The 24,817-nt window shown below is 56.9% G+C and carries 20 protein-coding genes and 4 tRNA genes; 8 read left to right on the top strand and 16 right to left on the bottom strand.

Going from position 1 to position 24,817, the window contains the following annotated elements; translation table 11 throughout:
* Nucleotides 1–21 precede the first annotated feature (21 nt).
* From corA to IYV58_RS00930, 9 genes are all read right to left on the bottom strand, one after another.
* Nucleotides 22–972, bottom strand: coding sequence for a magnesium/cobalt transporter CorA (corA, locus tag IYV58_RS00965; protein ID WP_004097564.1), 951 nt, complete (start codon nt 970–972; stop codon nt 22–24).
* A gap of 150 nt (nt 973–1,122) precedes the next feature.
* Nucleotides 1,123–1,179 carry a YsgD/CorL family protein gene (gene ysgD / locus IYV58_RS28550; protein ID WP_349817343.1) on the bottom strand — a complete coding sequence of 19 codons (57 nt, stop codon included), beginning with the start codon at nt 1,177–1,179 and terminating at the stop codon, nt 1,123–1,125.
* 148 nt (nt 1,180–1,327) lie between these two features.
* Nucleotides 1,328–3,490 (bottom strand): DNA helicase II, encoded by a 2,163-nt coding sequence (gene uvrD / locus IYV58_RS00960; RefSeq protein WP_004127467.1) that lies wholly within the window; start codon nt 3,488–3,490, stop codon nt 1,328–1,330.
* A 77-nt stretch (nt 3,491–3,567) separates the two neighbouring features.
* Nucleotides 3,568–4,284: a 5-amino-6-(5-phospho-D-ribitylamino)uracil phosphatase YigB gene (gene yigB, locus IYV58_RS00955; protein ID WP_004127464.1), complete on the bottom strand. Its 717-nt coding sequence runs from the start codon at nt 4,282–4,284 to the stop codon at nt 3,568–3,570.
* On the bottom strand, nt 4,284–5,186 hold the full coding sequence (gene xerC, locus IYV58_RS00950) for a tyrosine recombinase XerC (RefSeq protein WP_195729372.1): 903 nt from the start codon (nt 5,184–5,186) through the stop codon (nt 4,284–4,286). Before xerC ends, yigB begins: the two co-directional genes overlap by 1 nt.
* Nucleotides 5,183–5,890 carry a DUF484 domain-containing protein gene (locus tag IYV58_RS00945; RefSeq protein ID WP_004127460.1) on the bottom strand — a complete coding sequence of 236 codons (708 nt, stop codon included), beginning with the start codon at nt 5,888–5,890 and terminating at the stop codon, nt 5,183–5,185. The genes xerC and IYV58_RS00945 overlap by 4 nt, the downstream gene beginning before the upstream one ends.
* A complete protein-coding gene (gene dapF / locus IYV58_RS00940) occupies nt 5,887–6,711 on the bottom strand; it encodes a diaminopimelate epimerase (RefSeq protein WP_004127458.1) in 825 nt (274 codons plus the stop codon). Before dapF ends, IYV58_RS00945 begins: the two co-directional genes overlap by 4 nt.
* A gap of 25 nt (nt 6,712–6,736) precedes the next feature.
* Nucleotides 6,737–6,940 carry an LPS translocon maturation chaperone LptM gene (gene lptM / locus IYV58_RS00935; protein ID WP_024360622.1) on the bottom strand — a complete coding sequence of 68 codons (204 nt, stop codon included), beginning with the start codon at nt 6,938–6,940 and terminating at the stop codon, nt 6,737–6,739.
* 149 nt (nt 6,941–7,089) lie between these two features.
* A complete protein-coding gene (locus IYV58_RS00930; protein WP_032741999.1) occupies nt 7,090–8,565 on the bottom strand; it encodes a MocR-like pyridoxine biosynthesis transcription factor PdxR in 1,476 nt (491 codons plus the stop codon).
* 132 nt (nt 8,566–8,697) lie between these two features.
* Here IYV58_RS00930 and IYV58_RS00925 point away from each other — a divergent pair, with 132 nt between their 5' ends.
* The 4 genes from IYV58_RS00925 to cyaY all read left to right on the top strand — a co-directional run bounded on the left by IYV58_RS00925 (nt 8,698) and on the right by cyaY (nt 14,259).
* The gene (locus IYV58_RS00925) at nt 8,698–10,344 is read left to right on the top strand and encodes an amidohydrolase (protein WP_142481468.1); all 1,647 of its coding nucleotides are present in this window, start codon (nt 8,698–8,700) and stop codon (nt 10,342–10,344) included.
* 203 nt (nt 10,345–10,547) lie between these two features.
* On the top strand, nt 10,548–12,224 hold the full coding sequence (locus IYV58_RS00920) for an MFS transporter (RefSeq protein ID WP_142471191.1): 1,677 nt from the start codon (nt 10,548–10,550) through the stop codon (nt 12,222–12,224).
* A gap of 86 nt (nt 12,225–12,310) precedes the next feature.
* Nucleotides 12,311–13,894 (top strand): MFS transporter, encoded by a 1,584-nt coding sequence (locus IYV58_RS00915; protein WP_142467947.1) that lies wholly within the window; start codon nt 12,311–12,313, stop codon nt 13,892–13,894.
* A gap of 44 nt (nt 13,895–13,938) precedes the next feature.
* Nucleotides 13,939–14,259 carry an iron donor protein CyaY gene (gene cyaY / locus IYV58_RS00910; RefSeq protein WP_004097546.1) on the top strand — a complete coding sequence of 107 codons (321 nt, stop codon included), beginning with the start codon at nt 13,939–13,941 and terminating at the stop codon, nt 14,257–14,259.
* A gap of 80 nt (nt 14,260–14,339) precedes the next feature.
* Here cyaY and cyaA read toward each other — a convergent pair whose 3' ends face one another.
* Nucleotides 14,340–16,889, bottom strand: coding sequence for a class I adenylate cyclase (gene cyaA, locus IYV58_RS00905; protein ID WP_032741996.1), 2,550 nt, complete (start codon nt 16,887–16,889; stop codon nt 14,340–14,342).
* Between the two features lie 346 nt (nt 16,890–17,235).
* Here cyaA and hemC point away from each other — a divergent pair, with 346 nt between their 5' ends.
* The 4 genes from hemC to hemY are packed head-to-tail and all read left to right on the top strand — an operon-like array spanning nt 17,236 to nt 21,326.
* Nucleotides 17,236–18,177 (top strand): hydroxymethylbilane synthase, encoded by a 942-nt coding sequence (gene hemC / locus IYV58_RS00900; protein ID WP_142445065.1) that lies wholly within the window; start codon nt 17,236–17,238, stop codon nt 18,175–18,177.
* The gene (gene hemD / locus IYV58_RS00895) at nt 18,174–18,914 is read left to right on the top strand and encodes a uroporphyrinogen-III synthase (protein ID WP_112167221.1); all 741 of its coding nucleotides are present in this window, start codon (nt 18,174–18,176) and stop codon (nt 18,912–18,914) included. The genes hemC and hemD overlap by 4 nt, the downstream gene beginning before the upstream one ends.
* Before the next feature lie 21 nt (nt 18,915–18,935).
* Nucleotides 18,936–20,126, top strand: a complete 1,191-nt coding sequence (gene hemX / locus IYV58_RS00890; RefSeq protein WP_049114610.1) for a uroporphyrinogen-III C-methyltransferase — start codon at nt 18,936–18,938, stop codon at nt 20,124–20,126.
* Nucleotides 20,127–20,129: 3 nt separating this feature from the next.
* Nucleotides 20,130–21,326 carry a protoheme IX biogenesis protein HemY gene (hemY, locus tag IYV58_RS00885; protein WP_004127430.1) on the top strand — a complete coding sequence of 399 codons (1,197 nt, stop codon included), beginning with the start codon at nt 20,130–20,132 and terminating at the stop codon, nt 21,324–21,326.
* A gap of 583 nt (nt 21,327–21,909) precedes the next feature.
* On the opposite strand, the gene IYV58_RS00880 is transcribed toward hemY, so the two are convergent.
* The 6 genes from IYV58_RS00880 to wecG form a co-directional block, all read right to left on the bottom strand.
* Nucleotides 21,910–21,986 (bottom strand) — tRNA-Pro (locus IYV58_RS00880).
* A gap of 45 nt (nt 21,987–22,031) precedes the next feature.
* Nucleotides 22,032–22,118: transfer RNA gene (locus IYV58_RS00875), tRNA-Leu, on the bottom strand.
* Nucleotides 22,119–22,140: 22 nt separating this feature from the next.
* Nucleotides 22,141–22,216: transfer RNA gene (locus IYV58_RS00870), tRNA-His, on the bottom strand.
* A 55-nt stretch (nt 22,217–22,271) separates the two neighbouring features.
* Nucleotides 22,272–22,348, bottom strand: a tRNA-Arg gene (locus IYV58_RS00865).
* 102 nt (nt 22,349–22,450) lie between these two features.
* On the bottom strand, nt 22,451–23,836 hold the full coding sequence (gene thrP, locus IYV58_RS00860; RefSeq protein ID WP_004127426.1) for a bifunctional threonine/serine APC transporter ThrP: 1,386 nt from the start codon (nt 23,834–23,836) through the stop codon (nt 22,451–22,453).
* A 240-nt stretch (nt 23,837–24,076) separates the two neighbouring features.
* The gene (wecG, locus tag IYV58_RS00855; protein WP_195729371.1) at nt 24,077–24,817 is read right to left on the bottom strand and encodes a lipopolysaccharide N-acetylmannosaminouronosyltransferase; all 741 of its coding nucleotides are present in this window, start codon (nt 24,815–24,817) and stop codon (nt 24,077–24,079) included.

Below are 24,817 nucleotides of genomic sequence, written 5' to 3'. Positions count from 1 at the left end.
AAGGAGCCGAAGCTCCTTTTTTTACAGCCAGTTTTTGCGTTTAAAGTACAGATAGGGCGCCAGACCGGCGAGCATCATAAAGACAATCGCCCCGGGATAGCCAAAGCTCCAGTGCAGCTCGGGCATAAACTCAAAGTTCATCCCATAGCTGGATGCCACCAGCGTCGGCGGCAGGAACACCACGGAAACCACCGAGAAGATTTTGATGATGCGGTTCTGCTCGATGTTGATAAAGCCCATCGCCGCCTGCATCAGGAAGTTAACCTTCTGGAACAGCGATTCGTTGTGCGGCAGCAGAGATTCGATATCGCGCAGGATCTCACGCGCCTGCTCAAGCTGGCCTGCCGGCAGACGGGCTTTACGCACGAGGAAGTTCAGCGCGCGCTGGGTATCCATCAGACACAGGCGAACTTTCCAGCCGATATCTTCCTGCTCCGCCAGCGTCGAGAGCGCCTCGTCATAGTCGTCGCCCTGACGGCCTTCCATGATCACCCGACTGAGCTTTTCCAGGTCGCTGTAGATGTTTTCGATTTCATCCGCCAGCTGCTCAATTTTGGTTTCGAACAGGTCCAGCAGCAGCTCGTAGGCGTTGCCGTCCACCATAGACTGGCTGCGGGCGCGCATGCGATACAGGCGGAAAGCGGGCAGCTCCCGTTCGCGCAGGGTGAACAGACGCCCTTCGCGGATAGTGAACGCCACGGTAGAGTTACCTGCGTGATCCTCAGCATCTTCAAAAAAGAAAAATGAGTGGATATGCAGGCCGTCTTCATCCTCAAAGAAACGCGCTGACGCTTCGATGTCCTCCAGCTCCGGGCGCGTCGCCAGGTTCTGGCCCAATTCCGTTTGCACGCGGCTTCGTTCATCGTCGTCAGGCTCGACCAGATCGACCCACACCGAACTGGCGAGGTGCTTGATCTCGTCGGCTTCAAGACGCGTTAAACGATTGTTTTCCAGTTGAAATGCGCTCAGCATGACCGGGACTCCCAATGCAAAAAAATTATCGGACAGTTCGGTGGGCACACAGAAACAATTTGGGTTTCAGACCATTAAGCCTGACTCAGAGCGACGGGAATAGAACGAGTCGCCGACAACCGCTAAGGCTATCAGCATAAGAGGATAGCCTTAGGAGTTGTTCCTGATGGGCAGGAAATTGAGCCAGCATCTACTGGGTGTGTCCAAGGCGAATGTCCTCTTAGCGTAATCGTGCGCGCATGTTACGCCAGCGCAAAAACGGCGTCAACACGCAACGGAACGCTAAAGAGCAAATCAAGCTCCTTAACGTATAAAGGTAGCAGAATATTACAAAATTATTATATTTTTCTTACTGTTACACTGTTTCCAACCGGGCGTAGGCCGCGACAAGCCATTTGATGCCCTGCCCCTGAAACGCAACCTGTAGGCGGCTGTGTTCACCGCTACCTTCGAGGTTAACGATCGTCCCTTCACCAAACTTGGCATGGCGCACGCGCTGGCCAAGCTTATAGCCGGTGTCGTTTTCCGCCATCGGCGTCCCCATCCGCTGATGGCTGACCGGACGGCTCACCGTCGCCCGCAGCCGTACCTCTTCTACGCACGACTCCGGCAGCTCGCCGATAAAGCGCGACGGACGGTGATACACCTCTTTGCCATACAGGCGGCGAGTTTCCGCGTAGGTCAACGTGAGCTTCTGCATCGCGCGGGTGACACCGACGTAGGCCAGCCGGCGTTCTTCTTCCAGGCGGCCGCCCTCATCCAGCGCCATCTGGCTCGGGAACATCCCCTCTTCCACCCCAACGATAAAGACCTGAGGGAACTCCAGCCCTTTCGCCGAGTGCAGGGTCATCAGCTGTACCGCGTCCTGCCAGGTATCCGCCTGTCCTTCTCCAGCCTCCAGCGCCGCGTGCGAGAGGAACGCCTGCAGCGGCATGAGATCTTCATCTTCTTCGTTGTAGCTGAACTGACGCGTTGCCGTCACCAGCTCCTCTAAGTTTTCAATACGCGTCTGGCCTTTCTCGCCTTTCTCCTGCTCGTACATCATGCGCAGGCCGGAGTCTTTAATCACCCGGTCGGTCTGCACGTGCAGCGGCATATCGGCGGTTTCCTGCGCCAACGCGTCAATAAGCTCCATAAAACGCTGCAGGGCGCTGGCGGCGCGTCCGGCGAGGACTTTATCTTTTAACAGTTCGCGACAGGCCTGCCACAGCGTCAGCTGACGGTCGCGCGAGGTCTGACGCACCACGTCCAGCGTGCGATCGCCAATGCCGCGCGTCGGGGTATTCACCACGCGCTCAAACGCCGCGTCGTCATTACGGTTGGCGATCAGACGCAGATAGGAGAGCGCATCTTTAATCTCCTGACGTTCGAAGAAGCGCATGCCGCCATAAATACGATACGGCATGCTGGCCTGCAGCAGCGCCTCTTCCAGCACGCGCGACTGGGCGTTGCTGCGATACAGAATCGCGCACTGCTCCAGCGCCCCGCCGTTTTCTTGCCAGGTTTTGATACGGTTGACGACAAAACGCGCCTCATCAAGATCGTTAAACGCGCAGTAAAGCGAAATCGGCTCGCCGTCGGCGCCGTCGGTCCACAATTTTTTACCCAGCCGCCCGCTGTTGTTCTCAATCAGGGCGTTGGCCGCGCTGAGGATATTGCTGGTCGAACGATAGTTCTGCTCGAGGCGAATAGTTTCCGCGCCGGGGAAATCGTTGAGGAAGCGCTGGATGTTCTCTACCTGCGCGCCGCGCCAGCCGTAGATCGACTGATCGTCATCGCCGACGATCATCACCTTGCCGGTATCCCCCGCCAGCAGGCGGATCCACGCGTACTGAATGTTGTTGGTATCCTGGAATTCGTCAACCAGGATATTGGTAAAGCGCTCGCGGTAGTGCTGCAGGATATGCGGCTTATTCAGCCACAGTTCGTGCGCGCGCAGCAGCAGCTCGGCGAAATCCACCAGTCCCGCGCGATCGCAGGCTTCCTGATAGGCCTGATACACCTTCTGCCAGGTCTGCTCCACCGGGTTACCGTAGCTCTGAATATGGTGCGGGCGCAGGCCTTCGTCTTTCTGGCCGTTGATGTACCACATCGCCTGACGCGGCGGCCACTGCTTCTCATCGAGGTTCATTGCCTTAATCAAACGCTTAAGCAGACGCAGCTGGTCTTCGCTGTCGAGGATCTGGAAGTCCTGCGGCAGGTTGGCGTCAAGGTGATGGGCGCGTAGCAGCCGGTGCGCCAGGCCGTGGAAAGTACCGACCCACATACCGCCCTGGGTGGTGCCCATCAGTTGGCCAATACGATGGCGCATCTCCGCCGCCGCTTTGTTGGTAAAGGTCACCGCCATAATGGAGTAAGGGGAACAGTTCTCAACGCTCAGCAGCCAGGCGATGCGGTGTACCAGCACGCGCGTCTTACCGCTGCCCGCTCCTGCCAGAACCAGCATATTCGTACGTGATGCCGCAACGGCTTCACGCTGTTTGTCATTAAGGCTGTCGAGCAGGTAAGAAACGTCCATTGGCACCGCCGGAAATGAGACGCCCGGCAACGTTCAGTTCACCGGGCTACTGTTAATTTATACAGAACTACTGACGATTATATCAGCGAGGTCAGAGATGCCAACCGTGAAATTTCGATGTGCGGCAGCAGACGGCTGTCGGCGGTGCGCATCAGGTCTGCGCCCTGCGGTTTGATCCAACAGGCCTGCATGCCGCAGCGAATGGAGCCCGCCACGTCGGTCGTCAGATCGTCACCAACGTGCAGAATCTGCGCCAGCGGCAGCGCCAACCGCTCTGCCGCCAGATGATACATATCGGCAAAAGGTTTAGAACGCCCGTCCGGACCGGCGCGCAGCACGAAACGGAAGTAGTCGCTCAGGCCAAAAAGTTCCGGCCGGGCATTGCCGTTGGTAATGGCCACCAGCGGCCATTTTTCCGCCAGCTTCGCCAGCGTATCGTGCGTCTCTTGCGGGACGTCGATCAGGCTGCGCCAGTGGGCGAAGTTGGCCATCGCTTCATCCGCCCCCGTTTTCGCCAGCGCCGCAGAAAGCCCGGCGTTGATCATCCCCAGCTCCAGCGCGCGGCGGCGCCACTCGGTGACATCGTGGTAAATTTCCGGCTCTGAGGCCAGCAGCGTCTGGCGCAGCCGGTTGAGTTCGCTGGCGTCAAATTGACTCAGCGACGGATGGTAGCTGCGCACAAAACTCAGCGACTCATGCAGCGTTCGGTCAATCACCGGGCGGTTGTCATAAAGGGTATCGTCCAGGTCAAATGTCAGTGCTGAAATCTGGCCAAGAGGTCGGTAAAAACGCATTATTTCCCCCGTTTGGCGCGCGGATGCGCCGCATCGTACACCGACGCAAGGTGTTGAAAATCAAGATGGGTATAAATTTGAGTGGTGGACAGATTCGCATGACCCAGCAGCTCCTGCACCCCGCGCAGATCGCCGCTCGACTCCAGCATATGGGTCGCGAAGGAGTGGCGCAGCTTATGCGGATGCACGTGGCTGTTGAGGCCCTGCTTAATGCCCCATTCGGCAAAGCGCTTTTGCACGTTACGCGCGGAAATTCGCTTGCCCAGTTTCGATAAGAACAGGGCGTCTTCATCAGCGCCGAACAGGCCGCGCAGGTCGAGCCAGTGCTCAATCCACACCACCGCGTTGCGGCCAATCGGCAGGCGGCGCTCTTTGCTGCCTTTGCCCATCACCCACACCTCGCCGGATTCCAGATCGAGGTGCTTAATGTCGAGATTCACCAGCTCCGAGAGACGCAGCCCCGCGCCGTACATCACTTCCAGCATCGCCCTGTCGCGTACCGCCAGCGGATCGTTAAGATCAATATCCAGCAGCCGGTTAACGTCGTCGACGTCGATATTTTTCGGTAAATGGCGCGGTGTTTTCGGCGCCGAAATCCCCTTTGCCGGATTGGCCGCCAGTTCGCCTTGGCTCACCAGCCAGTCAAAGAAGCTGCGTAAGGCGGAGAGGCGTAAAGCCAGGCTGGCTGAACCCAGTCCCTGACGACGGCTGCGTACCGCTAGGTTACGGACCTGGGCGGCATCGCATTGCTGCCAGCTTTTCAGCCCGGCGTTTTCCGCCAGCGCGATAAGCGTCTCCAGCTGACGGCGGTAGTTCAGCAGCGTTATTGGACTCAACTGACGCTCGACGCCGAGATAGCGTAAAAAGCGCTCTACGGAAGGCAACAGCGGTGAGGCGGTCATGCGCGCTCGATCCAGCGCTCCAGCAATCCCGGGAGCATCGACGCAATTTCCTGCAAAAGCTGCGTTCCCTGGCCTTGTTGATAGTGCTGAGGGTCGCGACTGCTGAACAGCATCACGCCGGGCGCTTCATCTCCCCCCAGCAGCGACATCGCCACCGAACCCACGGCTTTTGCTTCCGGCAGCACCACCAGCAGTTCCGGACCGTTCAATGGGCCAAGATAGTGGCGCTGCTGGCCAAGCCGCTGGATGCGTATGGGCTCAAACGCCTGACGGCTTATCGCCAGATGGGTGAATTTAGAGGGCGCTCCGAGCCGCCAGCTGTCGGGAAACAGGCGCACCGTCGCGCCCGCCAGCCCCAGCTCGCGCGCCCAGCGATGAAAGCGGTTGAGCATTTCATCAAGGCTATCGGCCGCCGCCAGCCGCGTTTGGAGATCAAACAGGCGCTGAAACAGGCTTTCGTTCGCCGTCGCCTGGGCCATCAGCAGCGACATATTCTCTTCCAGCACGTTGATATGATTCCGCGCCCGCGCCATATGCCATTCCACCAGCGAGACCGAACCACGTACCGGATGCGGAACCGACATGTGCTCCACCAGCGCCGCATTACGAATAAAGAATTCAGGATGTTGCAACAGATAGTCCACCACTGCGCGATCGTTCAGCTCGCTGGCGAGTTCCTGCTGTTCTTCCCCGACTTGTTTCATAAATGAATAAATCCGTCATAGACATGTGCCGCCGGGCCAGTCATATACAGCGGTTGGCCCGGACCTTTCCAGGCGATATCAAGACGCCCGCCGGGTAATTCCACGCGGACCTCCTCGCCCAGTAAACCCTGCTGGATACCTACTGCCGCCGCCGCACAGGCGCCGCTGCCGCAGGCCTGCGTTTCACCCGCGCCGCGTTCATACACGCGCAGACGAATATGGGAGCGGCTGACCACCTGCATAAAGCCGATGTTCGCTCGCTCCGGGAAGCGCTCGTGGTTTTCCATCACCGGACCGAGCGTTTCCACCGTCGCGGTTTCCACATCATCGACCTGAATAACGCAGTGCGGATTACCCATCGATACCACGCCGCACAATACTGTCTGTTCGGCGGCGCGCATGATATAGGTCTTTTCCGCTTTGTTCGCGCGAAACGGCACCTGCGACGGTTCGAAGTTCGGCTCGCCCATATTCACGCGCACCAAATCGTCTTCCGTCACGCTTAATACCATACGGCCATTTGACGTACTCACGCGGATGTCACGTTTATTGGTCAGGCCTTTCAGGCGCACAAAGCGGGCGAAACAGCGCGCGCCATTGCCGCATTGCGCCACTTCGCTACCGTCTGCATTGAAGATGCGATAGTGGAAATCGAGCTCTGGATCGTAGGGCGGCTCAACCACCAGCAGCTGATCGAAGCCCACACCAAGATGCCGATCCGCCAGACGGCGAATCAGTTCCGGGGAGAAAAAAACATTCTGAGTTACCGCGTCAACGACCATAAAGTCATTGCCAAGGCCATGCATCTTAGAGAACTGCATCATCTACTCCAGCAGCGCGGAACTGTCAGTAATTCACCTGGGTCGGACCACCGCTATCGCCGCGATCGTTACGATCCGGCGTAGAGCTCTGGATACCGCTATCAACCGGTTTAGTCGGCGGAGGCGCCGTTTTATCCGCTGGAGGGAAATAAAGCGGCCCTTTCAGACCACAGCCGGTCAGGCTGAGGACCGCTAATAAAACGGCAAGCGCTGGGAAAACGTTTTTCATGGATAGTTGCCCGTAATTCATTCTTTCTGCTTTCTATCATCGCAGGAGAAGGCGTAAAAGCAAGCGTTTAGGACAGCTTTATGAAATCAGAAAAGCGCCGTTCCACCAGAGTTACCGCGCAAAAGCGTTGATGGATATGCTCTGGTGATTCATTTTAGCGGAGCTCGCTTCCAGCATTTCTTTAACACCTGTATCGACTGCACAATATCCGCTTCCATTACGCCGGCAAATCCCAGCACCACGCCGTAATGATGGCGGCTTTCAGGCGTACCGGGGATCCACAGCGCGCTCAGCGGGGTAATTTCAACACCTGCCGCCAGGGCCTGGCTAACGAGACGGTTTTCAGTTTCAGCATCCTCCAGCGTAATCGCCGCATGTAGTCCCGAGGCGACTTCCGGCATCACGCCAATATGGCTCAGATGCTGATTCCACTCGGCCAGCAGCAGGTCGCGGCGGCTTTTACTGATTCTGCGCATTCGGCGGATATGGGGCTGGAAATGGCCTTCCGAAATAAAGCTCGCCATCACCTGCTGGTCGTTCATTGGCGGCTGGCGGGTGGATAGCGTGCGCAGCAGGTTCAGCGGTTCCACCAGCGGTTGCGGAACCACCATGTAGCCCAGGCGTAGCGCGGGATACATCACTTTGGAAAACGAACCGATATAAATCACCCGATGGCGGTTATCCAGCGCGGCGAGCGGCATCAGCGGCGTACCGTTATAGCGATACTCGCCGTCGTAATCATCCTCCATAATCCACGCCTGATGCTTTCTGGCCCACTCCAGCAGCGCCATCCGCCGCGATAGCGACAGCGTCGCGCCCGTCGGGTACTGGCATGACGGGCTTACGTAGACCATCCTGGCGTCGGGATAATCCGTCAACTGCGCCGCCTGAAGCCCCTCATCATCAACGTTAATCGCTTTAATATTCAAACCAAGGCAGGAGAATACGCCCGCCGCTGCCCAGTGGCAGGGGTTTTCCATAATGACGTCCTGCCCGGCGCGCAGCAGCAGCGCGGAACACAGCATAATCGCCTGCTGTGCGCCAAGGGTAATAATCACCTGGGCCGGGTCGCACTTCAGGCCGCGCGAGGTGTGCAGATAGCTGGCGATAAGCTCGCGCAGCTGTAGATCTCCCGCCGGTACGCCGTAGCCCATTTGCGCGATGGGTCGCCGCCGCCAGAAGCGGTTTTGCAAACGCGACCAGGTATCAAACGGGAAATGGTCAATCGCGGGCATGCCGATGCGAAAAGCCTTCGGCGGGCCGTCGTGAACAAAATGGCGATTAAACCGCGCCGTCAGCGGCAGGCGCGAGTCTACGCGTAAGGCAGGAAATTCAGGCACTTCAGGGCCTTCTTCAACCTCCTGCCCGCGGTAACGTATATAGGTGCCGTCGCCCTGGCGGGTTTCAATCAAATCGTCGGCATATAAGCGCTCGTAGACCGAAACTACCGTATTGCGAGACACCCCCAGCAGCCGCGCCAGCTCACGGGTCGCGGGTAGCTTTGCCCCGTGAAGACCGGGCGTATTCATCATCTTCTCTCTCAGGGCGCGATAAAGCTGCTCGCTACGCTTTCTGCCAGCATCCAGCTTTATTCCCGTTAAATCAAAAGGCAGAGCAACCGACAAATTGGCACCTTAATATCGTTGGTTTTTGGTCCTGTTATACATCCAATATGACAATTAGCATAGGCGCATTAATACTCATGATGAAAGCGATGCCTTTCATCGCTCTCTGAACCCTGAATGATTGAGCCTACTATGTCAGCATCAGAAATCACGATTTTTGCCGCAAAAAAAATCATTACGATGTGTCCGAACCGCCCGGAAACCACCCATGTCGCGGTGCGCGGCGACCGTATTTTAGGTACCGGCACGCTTGAAGAACTCACTGGCTTCGGCGAATACCAGCTGGACGAGACCTTTGCCGACAAAGTGTTAATGCCCGGCCTGATTGAAGCCCACTCCCACGTCACCGGCGGCGGCATGTGGCAGTTCCCCTATGTGGGTTACTACGATCGCCCGGACCATACCGGTAAAATCTGGCAAGGCTGCCGCTCATTCGACGACGTCGTCAGCGCGCTGCAGGCGGTTGAACGTGAGATGACCGATCCACACGCGCCGCTGATCGCATGGGGCGTCGATCCTATTTATTTCGGCAGCGAAAAGCTGGGACGCGAACATCTGGACCGTGTCTCAACCACCCGTCCGGTCGCCGTTATCCATATGAGCATTCACCTGATGGGCGCCAATACCGCCGCGCTGCACGACTGCGGAATATTTGACGACTGCCAGATTGAAGGGGTGGTGAAAAATCAGGACGGTACGCTGCACGGTGAGCTGGTGGAATTCGCCGCCATGGGGCCAATCCTGAATAAATATGGTTTCTGGGACGAGCTCACCACCGAAATCGCCATCGCCAATTTTGGCCAGGAAGCGTTTCGCGCAGGCTGTACCAGCGCTGCCGATATGGGCCTGACCGATTTCAGCAACCCCGAGCTGATGACCAACTACATCCGCATGACCCGTGAAGAGGATTTCCCGATTCGCCTGCTGGTAGCCTACGGTCCTCCGTTCGTGAAGAAACCCTTCCAGGAAGCGCTGGATTTCGCGCCGGACGTGATGCGTCACGGGCACGAAAAAATGCACTTCGGCCCGATGAAAATCTTCCTCGATGGTTCTATCCAGGGCGGTTCAGGAAGAATGCTGGAGCCCTTCTATTATCTCGATGGTCACAACGGCGCGTGGAACGCTACACCGGAAGAGGTGGAGCAGCAGGTCTACGACATTATGTCCCGCGGCTACCAGGTTCACTGCCACTGTAACGGCGACGAGGCTTCGGAAGCGTTCATTAAAGCCGTCGAGAAAACCCTGAATCGTATTCCGGCAGTTAACCACCGCGCGGTAATGCAGCACGCGCAAATGCTGCGTGAAGACCAGTTCAAACGCATCAAAGAAATGGGGATGTGCGTGAACTTTTTCAGCAATCACGTCTATTACTGGGGCGATCAGCACTACAGCAAAACCATGGGCCCGGAGCGCGCGATGCGTATGGATGCCTGCGGCAGCGCAGTGCGTCACGGTATTCCTTTCGCCTTCCACAGCGATTGCGGTATCACCCCCATCAACCCGCTGTTCACCGGCTGGTGCGCGGTTAACCGTCTGACGGCATCCGGGCGCGTGCTGGGCGAAGCGGAGAAAATCTCCGTCGATCAAGCACTGCACGCGATGACACTCGGCGCAGCGTGGACCATGAAAATGGATCATCTGATCGGCAGCATCGAATGCGGTAAATACGCCGACTTCACCGTGCTGGAAGAGGATCCGCAGGCCATCGAGCCGATTCAGCTCAAAGATGTGAATGTCTGGGGCACCGTGCTGGGCGGTAAGAAACAGCAAATCCAGTAATCCTGTTGCGAACATTATCCACCCGGCGTCGTCGTCGGGCGGATAGCTATTACACAAAATCATTCACGTTGCATCAAGGCGGCACTTAGAGAGTCCCCTGGCGCTTACGACAGTAAGTGACTGGGGTAAACGCAGGCAGCCAACACAGAGGCAGCTTGAAGGATGATGTGTAGATTGCCTGAAATTAACCACAGAACACTATCATGACGACAAATTCAGTAATTAACTCTCTCGGCATGTCGCGCAACGCGGCCGCCGATACGGCGATGAAATGGTTGCCGCTTCTGGTACTGTGCCTCGCCCAGCTCTCGACATCCGGCGATAATGCCACGCTGAGCATCGCTACCGGCGCGTTGGTCAGCGACCTGCACGCCTCAATGGATCTCATCAGCATCGCCAACGCGATGTACTCGCTGGCCGCGGGGTCTCTGATGGTCGCCGCCGGAATGGCCGGGCTTATCGTGGGCTGGAAGAAAACCTTCCGCATCGGCTGCGCGCTGCTGTTTCTCGCCGAACTGACCGCTTATTTCTCACCGAACATGCTGGTCTTCACCTACGGCGCCCGTCTGCTTTCCGGTATTGGCGGAAGCTTTATGATCCCGTCGGTGCTGGGGCTTATCGCCAGTAACTACAAAGGCCGCCAGCAGGCGATCGCCTTTGGCGCTATCGGCGCAGCTAGCGGCGTCTCCTTCGCCGCCGGCCCGTTGATTTGCGGCCTGCTGGTTGACCACCTCGGCTGGCGCGCCGCGTTTGCCGCTATCGCCGGCCTGTGCATCGTCATCTTCAGCGGCTCCTTCCTGGTCCCTACGCCGGCAAAACCTGAACGCAAAGTGGTGTTCGATCTGCCCGGCGTCGTCCTGACCGTCATCGGCCTGTTCAGCGTGATCCTCGGCTTCCTGAAAGTATCAAGCTGGGGTCTGTTTACGCCGTTTAACGCGCCGTTCACCGTTATGGGCCTTAGCCCGGCGCCGTTCCTCGTCCTGTTTGGTCTGATCGTGCTGGCGATTATGCTGAAGTGGGAGCGCCATCGCGAAGCCACCACCGGCAGCGCGCTGATCCCGCTGTCGTTCCTCGCAACGCCGCAGGTGCGTAACGGTCTCTATCTGACGGCGTTTATCTTCCTCGCCTACGGTTCCGGTATTTTCGTGACCGTGAGCTTCGTGCAGGTAGTTGCCGGACTGAACGGTATTGAAACCGGCCTGCTCATTCTGCCGTTTGCGCTGGGCGTCGTGGTCTTTTCGCTGGGGCTGCCGATCGTCTGGAAAAACGCGAATCCGAAACGGATGTGCCAGAGCGCGCTGCTCATCGGCACGCTGGGCTCCGTGTTGTGCATCTTCGGCTTCGGCCCGTCTGATTTCAGCATGATCGTGCCGGTAGGGATGTGTCTGATTGGCGTCAGTATGGGCATCGTTTCCGCCTATTCCAGCTATATTGTTACCAGCGCCCTGCCGGCGCGCGATGCACAGCAGTCGGGCGGCGTGCAGGCGACTTCGCGTAACGTCGGCCAGGCAATCGGCGTGGCGGTTTGCGGTATGGTGATGCTGACGGCGATCACCATGACAGTGCAGGATATGGCGAGCCACGACGCTTCGCTGAGCCAGGATACACAGCAAAAAGTGGCGAATATCTCCGTCATTCCTTATCTCAGCGATACCGGCTTCTCAAAGCTAATGCTGGATCAAGGCGTGAATCAAAAGGATGTGACGGAACTCAACCAGGTCTATAAAACCGCCCGCCTGAAAGCTACGCGAGCGGGCATGGTCGCCACCGCGGTCATGACGCTGCTGTTTTTATTCGGGACGCGCAATCTCCCCGTCCGCGCCAAAGGGTCTGACGACGCAGCAGGAGAAGAACCGCGTGCTAAGAAGTCGAAAATCTGAGTTAAGATCAAAAGATAACTAACAATAACGCGCCCCTCCCGCGAGGAAGGGCGCGTTTTGTCGTTTCTATCAAAAAGGAACAATCTGTGACCACCAACCCTACACCGACAAACTGGTTACCTTTGATTGTCTTGTGCTGCGCACAGTTTCTGGCCTCCGCCGATAACGTGACGTTGAGTATCGCCACGCAGGCGCTAATGAACGACCTGCACGCGACGCTTGGACAGGTCAGTACGGCGAATACCATGTATCCGTTGATTGCGGGCACGTTTATGGTGGCGGGCGGAATGCTGGGGTGCATCTGGGGTTGGCGGATGCTGTTTCGCATCGGATGCCTGATTTTTATCCTCGCCGAAATCTGCGCCTTTTTTTCGCCATCGATCACGCTCTTCACCTGGGGCGCGCGTCTGACCGCCGGGATAGGCGGTAGCCTGATGATCCCCGCCGTTTTTGGCCTGATCTCTGCCCTGTATCAGCAGCGACGACGGGTTGCCGCTTTTGGCGCGCTTGGCGCCTCCAGCGGCATTTCATTCGCCTGCGGGCCCATTCTATGCGGATATTTACTGGACCACGTCGGCTGGCGCATCGCGTTTGCCTCGCTGGGCCTGCTGGCGCTGCTTATTCTCATCTGTTCTGTCATCATCCCGGCATCAGAAAACAAACGCGCCGCTATCCCCTTCGATACCCCGGGTTTCCTGTTAGGCACCCTGGGGCTGTTTCTGACCATTTTCGGCATTCTGCGCATCCCGGTCTGGGGACTGATTATGCCTTTCGACGCCGCAGTGAGCATTCTCGGCCTGAGCCCCGCCCCTTTTGTCATCCTGTGCGGCCTGATTGTGCTGGTGATGATGCTGCGCTGGGAACGTCATTTTGAAGCCGCCACCGGCCACGCTCTGCTGCCCGCGGTTTTCCTGAAAACCCGCCTGGTGCGCCACGGGCTCTATCTCACGGGTTGGATATTTTTTGCCTACAGTTCGGCTATTTTTACCGTGGTGAGTTTTGTGCAGATTGTTAAAAGCGTATCGGCGATGGAAACAGGGCTGCTGATACTCCCTTTTGCGATCTGTCTCGCCGCCTGTTCTCTGGGTTTACCGCTGCTCATTCAGCAGCGAAACCCTCGCCGCCAGTGCCAGATGGGGCTGGCTGCGGGAATCGCCGGCGCTCTGGTTGCCGCCGCGGCGCTGCACGTGACGGGATTTACCCCTGTACTGATGGCGTCAGGGCTCTGTTTAATCGGCGCGGGGATGGGCACCATCGCGACCAATGCCCCGATACTGGTCACCACGGGCGCAGGGAATCGGCACGCCGAACAGTCCGGCGGCGTTCAGGCCGCCTCGCGCGATATCGGGCAAGCATTAGGAATGGCGTTAATCAGTACCGTCATGCTAACGGTATTGACCTTCATGATGAAATATCAGGTACAGCACGATGTGGCAATCAGCCTGGCCGCCCGACAGGCCATCGGCCATCTCACGTTTATCCCGTGGACGAGCGATCGAACTTTTCATCAGCTTATCCAGACACAAAGCCTGGCGACCGATGATATTTATAGCATTCTGCAGCATTATCAACAGAGCCGGATGGAAAGCGCGCGCTATGGGCTGCTGGCGATGGCCATCGTGACGTCTCTACTGCTTATCCGCCTTCGCCATCTGCCGAAGTCATCGTAGATTGCGCTATACTGCCGCCACGATCAAAAAAGCGGGAAAGAACCATGAACGACAGTGAATTCCATCGCCTGGCCGATACCCTGTGGATGACCATCGAAGAGCGTCTCGACGACTGGGATGGCGACAGCGATATCGACTGTGAAATCAACGGCGGCGTGCTGACTATCAGCTTTGAAAACGGCAGCAAAATTATTATCAACCGCCAGGAGCCGCTGCACCAGGTATGGCTGGCGACAAAACAAGGCGGCTACCATTTCGACTTGAAAGGCGACGAGTGGGTATGCGACCGCAGCGGCGAAACGTTCTGGGATCTGCTGGAACAGGCGGCGACCGCGCAGGCCGGTGAAGCGGTGAGTTTTCGCTAAGCGCACGTGATTCGAGTTCCCCGGATTGCGGCTGGCGCCTTATCCGGGCTACATAACCCTATGCCGCACGCTACCCTTTCTCAGGAGTAGTGCTGCAGCATTGGCGACGTTGCGGCATCCTGACCGGCTGAAGCGGTAGCGGCGGCAATCACCTGGCTGCGGAACGGGATCACCTGTTCGCGACCGTCGACGTCGACGATTTGATAAAACTGCGGCAGGTTAAAGTTGATAAAGCTGGAGCCGTAGGTAAAGCGGTCATGCGATGAAGAGTAGAAGCGGCTGACGTCGCGCACCAGCTCCTCTTTGCTGCCCTCACAGTGGTGATACACCTCAGCGCGGTTGCTCTCATCAAGAATATAGATGTTAAATCCGTTATCGTTATCCGCATCTTCAAAGAAGAACTGAATGATCCCTTCGCTGGCAAAACCATCCACCACCTGCGGCAGCCTGACGTGGTTGGTCTCCACCTGCACCGACAGGCCGTGCAGTTTGTTATGCGAAATCGCGCCGTAGAATTCGATGGCGTTTTCCAGCTTCTGTACCGAGACGTTAAGGCGCTCGAAAAACAACCCCCAGGTCTGCCCGGATACGCGCAGCGCTTTAAAGCGGCCGGTATCCTGACGGGTGCTGGAGAGGCGTAGCTCAACGCATTCAGAAACCAGCTGCTGCACGCGAGTGCGGATCAGGCCGCGCAAATGCTGGCTATAGCAGAAGACCTCCACGCTATCCGGCGGCGCGGCGTCCTGATGCATCTTGCCGAGAATGGTTTTCAGCGCTTCGATCATCGCCTGCTCGCCGTTAAAATGCAGCGTTCGCACCTCGTTCCACGAGTTGCGGTACAGCAGATCGATGCTGCCAATCAGGCATTTTTGCTCTTCGCCGAAGCTAAAAACATCGAGCTTACGGAAGTCAAAATGCACCACCTGATTGCGGAAGGCCGCCGTCGGATCATATTCGAGATTGACGATAATCGCCAGGTGGCGAATTTCGCACGGGCTATACAGCGCTTTCGGAGTCGGGGACGGCAGGCGCAACGGGAAGTGGTGCGCCACATCGGCCACCATCTCCTGCAGTTTAGCCAGATCGACAATGCCGTTGCCCTTAATAAACAGGCGAGTGCGTGACGTCAGCAGGCCGTTAAACCAGGCCCAGGCCACCAGCTTATTAAGATAACGGTTATATTCCAGCGGCTGGTGGCTGATGATCGACTCCATATCCGGCGCGCGGTTATAGACATACCAGCCGGTACGGTTGGCACGGCCGGGCGGCACATGGATAAAGGTCAGATTCGGCTCAGACAGATCCGGCGAAATTTGCGGGTTAACCAGGGTCACTTTCCCCGGCAGCGCTTCAAAGGCGGCGTACAGCTTACGCGTCAGCACGCCAATATCCTGCGGACTGGCGGAAACGCTCAGGTTGTTGCGACGCGCAAAGCGAATCAGGTTGCGATAGCTCTGCATCATCGCATCAAGCAGCTCGTTATGCGCTTTACGGACTTCGTCAATCTTCCAGTTGGCCCGGTTATCGAGCATCATCAGACGCTTTTCATCCCAGCCCCACTCTTTAACCAGGTGGCTGACGACTTCACGGCGCCAGCCGACGCAGGCACGCTCGCGGCTCAGCTTCTCGCACACTTTTAAATAGAAACATCGACGCACCAGATCGAGGCGCGTTTCATCCTCGATAGCCTGCAGATAGAGCGTGACGCGCTCCAGCATCATGCAGTAAGGGTCGAGGCCAAACGATACGATTTCACCGTCATGCAAGCGCTGCTTGATATCTTTCGCCAGCAGACGGTTGTTGGGGTACTCCCAGGAGTACGCTTCCAGCAGCAGCGTCTTCAGCACCGCTTTATAGGGCGAGTCGATGCTTTTATACAGCTGCCACAGGCTGGCGCCGAAGTACTCTTCCGCCGAGAGGGAGCTCAGACCGCCGAGATCCAGCCATTCGTTCGGCGTCAGCACGCCCTGCGCGTAGAGGCTCATCACGTAATCATCGTAATGCTCTTCTTCCTCGCACGGCACCATATTCCACAGAATACGCTTCCCGGCAAGGCGCACCGCGGTGCGGTAAAACTCATCCAGTAGCAGGATATGCTGGGTCGAACCGCAGTCTTCACCGCCCAGGCTGCCGCTTTCGTTATGGCGGAAGCGGTTTTCGTCGATCAGGAAGAAGCTCACTTCAACACCCAGCGACGCAGCCCAGCTTTCCAGCAGGCTGCATTTTCGCTGCAGCAGCTGGCGCTCTTCGCTATCCAGCCACGACTGATGGCAAACCCAGATATCAAGGTCGGAAGAACAGCTTTGCCCAACGGAAGAAGTACTGCCCATGGAGTAAAGGCCAGTGATGGGCAGCTCGCCTTTCGGCGGTTCCTGGGTCAGCATTCCACGATTGAGTTCAAGCTCGTCAAGGTAGTGGCGTTGGGTTTCATCAGGCGTGTAGAGGCAAATGCCACGGGGAACGTTACCGTCAAGGTAACCCGGCATCAGCGGGTGATGATAATGTAGTAATGTCGGCAGTAGACTGTAAACCTGCTGGAAAGCGGGTCCCATGGCAGCAAGGGCGCGATCCACGCGCAATTGGTTGATGGCATCCAGTCTCTGTTTCAGTGTCTCAATATAGAGGTACAAGACATATCGCCTGATGTTCAAAAACCCGACGTACAATAGTACGGAGAGTTTCAGTATTTCAACAAAAACCGTCACCATTCGTCGTCGGTGTGGTTGTGATGAGCTGCTGACTGACAAATGGTTTAAAACGTGATCAATCTAACACCTTGCGGATTGACCGTAAAGAAAGATGCGCTACATACAAGTGTAGCACCCTTTACTACGTGTAAATTCTTCACTACGTTTGCGGCAACCCGCAAACGCATGAAAGGCTAAAATGATGGCCGCGACCCTTACCCCCACAAAACTAACATCCCTAAGACAACAATGTTAGGATGGTTAGTGGTCGACTATGACGGTAACAAGCATGTTAGACAAAGTTTTGAGAATTGCCACACGGCAAAGCCCGCTTGCGCTATGGCAGGCACATTATGTGAAAGAGCGTCTGGAAGACTGTCATCCGGGGCTTTCTGTTGAACTGGTGCCGATGGTCACCCGCGGCGACGTGATCCTTGATACGCCCCTTGCAAAAGTGGGCGGCAAGGGTCTCTTTGTGAAAGAGTTAGAGCTGGCCATGCTGGAAGGCCGCGCCGATATTGCCGTCCATTCCATGAAAGACGTGCCGGTGGAATTTCCCGCTGGACTAGGGCTGATGACCATTTGTGAACGAGAAGATCCGCGCGATGCGTTTGTCTCGAACCACTACGCTTCCATTGATGAACTGCCGCACGGCAGCGTCGTTGGCACATCAAGTTTACGTCGCCAGTGTCAGCTGGCCGCAGCGCGGCCGGATCTCACCATCCGCTCCCTGCGCGGCAACGTTGGCACTCGTTTAAGCAAGCTCGATAGCGGCGAGTACGACGCGATCATTCTTGCCGCCGCGGGGCTTAAGCGCCTGAACCTTGAGGCACGTATTCGTCAACCGCTGACGCCGGAGCAATCTCTGCCCGCCGTCGGCCAGGGCGCGGTCGGCATTGAATGTCGCCTTGACGACGAATGGACCAAAGCGCTGCTGGCCCCACTGAACCATACGGAAACGGCCATACGCGTACGCGCTGAACGGGCGATGAACACCCGGCTTGAAGGCGGTTGCCAGGTGCCAATCGGCAGCTATGCCGAACTGATCGACGGTGAGCTATGGCTGCGCGCGCTGGTTGGCGCACCGGATGGCTCGCACACGGTACGCGGCGAGCGGCGCGGTCGTCCGGAAGATGCCGAAACGCTGGGTGTCTCCCTTGCCGAAGAACTTCTGGATAACGGCGCGCGCGACATTCTCGCCGTCGTTTACGCAGGAGAAGCGCCACGATGAGCATTCTGGTTACCCGTCCGCTGCCGCAAGGCGAAGAGTTAGTCAGCCGCCTGCGCGCGCTGGGACGCGTGGCCTGGAGCTTTCCGCTCATCGAGTTTACCCCGGGTCGACAGCTCCCTGAGCTGAGCGGCCAGTTGGCAAGCCTGGCGGCGGGCGATTTACTCTTCGCGCTATCACAGCATGCCGTTGAGTTTGCCCACGCTCGCCTCCAGCAGCAGGGGCTGCGCTGGCCCACGGCGCCCGACTATTTTGCCATTGGCCGCACCACCGCGCTGGCCCTGCATAAAGTCAGCAATCGACAAGTTCGCTACCCGTTAGATCGGGAAATCAGCGAAGTCTTGCTACAATTACCTGAATTACAAAACATTGCGGGGAAAAAAGCGCTCATCCTGCGCGGCAACGGCGGGCGAGAATTACTCGGCGACACGCTTCGCGAACGCGGTGCCGATGTCACTTTTTGTGAATGTTATCAACGTAGTGCGAGGCACTATGATGGCGCAGAAGAAGCAATGCGCTGGCAGTCCCGCGGGGTTTCAACGCTGGTCATTACCAGCGGCGAGATGCTGCAGCAGCTCTGGGCGCTAATACCACAGTGGTATCGCGAACGTTGGCTCCTGAGCTGTCGCATTTTAGTTGTCAGTGAACGTCTGGCCGAACAGGCCAGGGAATTGGGCTGGCAGGATATCCAGGTTGCCGATAGCGCCGACAACGATGCGCTGCTACGCGCATTACAATAACTCTCAACATTGGAAGCCATAATGACGGAACAACAGAATCAATCCGCCGTGGTTGAAGAGACCAGGGAGGCCGTGGACACAACGCCACAGCCAGAAAATAACGTAGAAAAGAAAAACGGCGGCAGTAAAACCAGCCTCGCTCTGAGCGCCATAGCTATCGCTATCGCCCTCGCCGCTGGCATAGGTCTTTATGGCCTGACGAAGACCCAGGCGACCCGCCAGAGCGAAGCCAGCGCCGGGCTATCCAGCCAGATCGCCGCGCTGCAAAAAGCGCAGGAAAATCAAAAAAGCGAGCTTGAAAGCATCATTAAGCAGCAGACCGAGCAGCTGACGCAAGCACAGCGTCAGCAGGATGCTCTGGCGAAGAAGCTGGAAGAAGTGCAGGAAAAGGTCGCGGTCATTTCCGGCAGCGACGCAAAAACCTGGCTGCTCGCGCAGGCTGATTTCCTCGTGAAACTGGCCGGACGTAAGCTGTGGGGCGATCAGGATGTGACGACCGCCGCCGCGCTGCTGAAAAGCGCCGACGCCAGCCTCGCCGACATGAACGATCCAAGCCTGATTAGCGCCCGTCGCGCCATCACCGACGATATCGCCTCGCTCTCCGCCGTAAGTCAGGTGGACTATGACGGCATCATTCTGAAGGTTAACCAGCTCGCCAACCAGATCGATAATTTACGCCTGGCGGACAATAACGACGATGACACCCCGATGGATTCCGATAGCGATGAGCTATCCAGCTCCATTAGCGAGTGGCGGGTAAACCTGCAAAAAAGCTGGCAGAACTTTATGGATAGCTTTATTACTGTTCGCCGCCGCGATGAGACCGCCGTACCGCTGCTGGCGCCAAACCAGGACGTCTACCTGCGCGAAAACATTCGCTCGCGTCTGCTGGTCGCGGCGCAGGCCGTTCCGCGCCATCAAGAAGAAACCTACAAACAGGCGCTGGATAACGTCTCAACCTGGGTTCGCGCCTACTACGATACTGAAGACGCCACCACTAAAGCCTTCCTTGAGGATGTGGATAAGCTCAGCCAGCAAAGCATCACCATGAACGTACCAGAGAGCCTGCAGAGCCAGGCGCTGCTTGAGAAACTGATGCAAACGCGGGTACGTAATCTGATGGCGCAGCCGGCTGAAACCCAGACCAGCGTCCCGGCTCCCGCGCCGGCACCTGCTGCCCACGCGCCAACGCCTGCGCCACAAGGAGAGTAACGCATGTTGAAAATTCTCTTACTCTTCGCGCTGCTGCTTGCCGGAATCGTTGTTGGCCCGATGATCGCCGGTCATCAGGGCTACGTCCTGATCCAGACCGATAACTACAACATTGAAACCAGCGTCACCGGGCTAGCGATCATCATGATCCTCACCATGGTGGTGCTGTTTGCCATTGAGTGGCTGCTGCGGCGCATTTTCCGCACCGGCGCCCATACCCGCGGCTGGTTCGTGGGCCGCAAACGTCGTCGCGCCCGTAAGCAAACTGAGCAGGCGCTGCTGAAGCTGGCGGAAGGCGACTATCAGCAGGTTGAGAAGCTGATGGCGAAAAATGCCGATCACGCTGAGCAGCCGGTTGTGAACTACCTGCTGGCGGCGGAAGCCGCGCAGCAGCGAGGGGATGAAGCCCGCGCCAACCAGCATCTGGAGCGCGCAACTGAGCTCGCCGGCGATGACCTGATTCCTGTCGAAATTACCCGCGTACGCCTGCAGTTGGCGCGTAATGAAAACCACGCCGCCCGCCACGGTATCGACAAGCTGCTGGAGATCACGCCACGTCATCCGGAGGTTCTGCGCCTAGCCGAGCAGGCCTACATTCGTACCGGAGCCTGGAATTCGCTGCTGGATATCATTCCGTCAATGGCGAAAGCCAACGTCAGCGATGAAGAGCACCGCGCCGAACTGGAACAGCTGGCGTGGATTGGTCTGATGGATAAAACCCTGGCCGACGGCGGCAGCGAAGGTTTGCGCGAATGGTGGAAAAACCAGAACCGTAAAACCCGCAGCCAGGTGGCGCTACAGGTGGCAATGGCGAATCGCCTTATCGAAAGCGACGACCATGATACCGCACAGCAGATTATTATTGATGGTCTGAAAAAGCACTACGACGACCGTCTGGTCATGCCGATCCCGCGGCTGAAAACCAATAATCCGGAACAGCTGGAAAAAGTGCTACGTCAGCAGATTAAAACGGTCGGCGACCGCCCGCTGCTGTGGAGTACGCTGGGACAATCGCTCATGCGCCACGGCGAGTGGCAGGAAGCCAGCATTGCGTTCCGCGCTGCGCTCAAGCAGCGCCCGGATGCGTTTGATTACGCGTGGCTGGCCGATACCCTCGACCGCCTGCATCAGCCGGAAGAAGCGGCGACGATGCGTCGCGACGGCCTGCTGTTAACCCTGCAAAACAACCCGCAGCAATAATGCGATTCTCGCCTCCGCCGGGGGCGAGAATATCTTCCCTTCCCGCCTGAACGCTTTCCGAGCCCTGAAAAGAAAAAAACGCCTGCTCTGAAACCAGGGCAGGCGTTAAAACAGGTCTGTTTGACAACAAATTGGGTGCTTCACTCAACGTAGTGTCCATGGTGTTTGATGAGGCTATATGCTTCATCCTTCACGCTGTCTCTTCGTTGGCTGCACACTCTCCCTAAGTCACTTACCTTTGTAAGCGCCTGGGGATTCCCGTGCTGGCCGTCTCGACACATCATGAATGATTTAGCATATAAAATGCGACATCTGTCAGTGGACGATAAGCACCGTAAAACGGCTCTGCATCATTCCTGAGTTTATGAGGCGCTAAGGCGAACATAAGAGATGGAATGAGCATCTACCCGGTTATTATCGCACAGGATCTGTAGAAAATGCATCTACCCGAACAGGGAATTGGGACTATTCTGGAGAATAAATTGTAATGTGATTAGCGGAATATTGTTTTCGATATCAGGAAGATAAGATTTTTTTTGCAAAATCAAAAAACAAAAAACCCCGCCGAAGCGGGGTTCAAAATTGGTCGGCGAGAGAGGATTCGAACCTCCGACCCACTGGTCCCAAACCAGTTGCGCTACCAAGCTGCGCTACTCGCCGATGTACTGCTTTTTTGAATTTTTAGTTCAATTCTTTATAAAGTCGTGGTGCGAGGGGGGGGACTTGAACCCCCACGTCCGTAAGAACACTAACACCTGAAGCTAGCGCGTCTACCAATTCCGCCACCTTCGCAATATCACAACTTTCTAAATAATGGGGTGGCTAATGGGATTCGAACCCACGACAACTGGAATCACAATCCAGGGCTCTACCAACTGAGCTATAGCCACCACTGCAAATCTTTTACGCGGTATTGAAACCACCGCAGCTCCAGCACCGGGTAAATGGTGCGCCCGACAGGATTCGAACCTGAGACCTCTGCCTCCGGAGGGCAGCGCTCTATCCAGCTGAGCTACGGGCGCTTAGCGCCGTTGCGGGGTCGGATAATACGGACTTCCTACCCCGCTGTCTAGTGCCTTTTTAAAGAAAATTATCGTTTGCTCATGCTTTGTGCGTTTTGTTGCTTATTGCGCCACATTATCAACATTCCCGCGTCGACCAAGGCCAAATACCTTATAAATAAGCGTCACGGCGGCAAGGAAAATCATTCCGACAAAGAGCGACATACGCGTATCGTCGTTAAATCCCATCCCTATCAGTACGCAAACCAGGAACGCCATAGTCAAATAGTTTGCCCACGGGAACAGCAGCGAGCGAAACGGATGGCTGGCCATGGCTTCTTTATGCACAAGACGAAAACGCAGCTGGCTAATCAGAATCACAAACCACGGTACCATCCCCGGCAGCACGCTGGCGCTGTAGACGTAGACGAAAACCCGCTGTGGATTAGGGATAATGTAGTTCAGGCACGAACCGACCAGCAGAATCAGGATCGACAGCGCCACGCCCGCCGAGGGTACGCCGTTGCGCGAGACTTTGGCGATGGCCGCGGGCAGCTGGCGATTCCTTGCCAGCGCGTAGAGCATGCGTCCGCAGCTGTACATTCCGCTGTTACAGCCGGAAAGCGCCGCCGTGAGCACCACAAAGTTAATAATACCTGCCGCCGCGGTGATGCCGATTTTGGCAAAGGTCAGCACGAACGGACTGCCGTTGGAGCCAATCTGATCCCACGGGAAAATAGTGACGATAACGAAAATCGCCCCCACGTAGAAAATCAGGATTCGCCACAGCACTTTTCCTACCGCGCTGCGCAGCGTGACCTGCGGATTCTTCGCTTCACCGGCGGTAATGCCGATAAGCTCGACGCCCTGGTAGGAAGCGACCACGATACACAGCGCCGTCAGGAAGCCCTTCCAGCCGCCGGCGAAGAAGCCACCGTGCTCGGTGAGATTGCCAAAGCCAATAGCGTGCCCGCCGTTGCCAAAACCAAAGAAAATAACGCCCAGCCCCACCACAATCATCACAATAATGGTGGTGACCTTAATCATAGCGAACCAGAATTCAATTTCACCGTAGAGCCGTACCGCCGCCAGGTTCGCCAGCGCCACCAGCCCGACCGCAATCAGCGCCGGTATCCACTGGACCATATCCGGGAACCAGAACTGGACATAGACCCCAATAGCCGTAATTTCCGATATCCCGACCGCCATCCACATAAACCAGTAAGACCATGCGGTGAGATAGCCGAAAAACGGGCTCATATAGCGGTGGGCATAAACGGCGAACGAGCCGGTTACCGGTTCGAGGAACAACATTTCGCCCATCGAACGCATGATAAAGAAGACAAAGAGCCCGGCGATAATATACGCCAGCAGAACCGAAGGTCCGGCCCACTTAAGCGTACTTGCCGCGCCCATAAATAACCCCACGCCAATCGTGCCGCCAAGAGCGATTAGCTCAATGTGTCGCGCCTCCAGTCCCCGCTGAAGTTCCGCTTTTTTCTCAGTCATATAACCTCTTGTGTTTGCCCTGCTCCGGGTTTAAGCGCATCCCAACCAGGATGTGTCTATACCGGTTATTTTTATGAATGAATAAAATGGAATAGCCCTGCCTGCGCGACGGTCAACTGACCGTCGCGTTTTAAGCATGCGAATGGTTAATGAATTTGAGGGAAATGGCAAATAAAGTATCAGACGAGTGAATACATTACACAGAATACCCAGGTAAACCCGCCCGCTTGCAGTGGAATGTCACAGCTTATCGGTGTAATACCAGCGTAAATAACGCAGCAGGCGCGCCTGCCTTTTTATTCGGCTCGGCTGCGAAACCAGGCGATAGAACCACTCCAGACCCAGATCCTGCCAGAACTTCGGCGCCCGCTGCACGTGGCCGGTAAAGACATCGTAGGTGCCGCCCACGCCCATATACAGCGCCTGCGGATAAACGTCCCGACAGTCGCGCATCAGGATCTCCTGACGCGGCGAACCCATCGCCACCGTGACGATCTTCGCCCCGCTATCGCGGATTCGCTCAAAGAGTGCCTGACGCTGGTCAGCGGCAAAATAGCCATCCTGGCTTCCAACGATATTCACGTTCCAGCGCTGGCGAAGCTGCTGCTCCGTTTGCGCCAGCACCTCGGGCTTACCGCCGATCAGAAATACCGGCGTTCCCTGAGCGCCTGCGCGCGCCATTAGAGCTTCCCATAAATCAGCGCCGGCGACGCGCGACACCTGCGACTGAGGGTATTTTTTACGTAGTGAGCGTACTACGCTGATGCCGTCAGCATATTTGAATTCTGCGGCTTCAATCAGCACCCGAACCTCGGGGCTGTCTTCTACCGCCAGCATCTTCTCTGCATTAATCGCCACCAGCGTCCCCGTACGGATCTCGCCGTCGGCGTACAGATAATCCAGAGCGTGTTGCATATCGCGCCAACCAATGAGTTGTAGCCCTCTCAGCAGATACAACGGCGCGGATGTGGTCTCAGTCAT

Origin of the sequence: Klebsiella sp. BDA134-6, assembly GCF_015601345.1 — a bacterium.
GTDB lineage: Bacteria > Pseudomonadota > Gammaproteobacteria > Enterobacterales > Enterobacteriaceae > Klebsiella > Klebsiella grimontii.
This window is presented reverse-complemented; position numbering and strand designations above follow the sequence as displayed.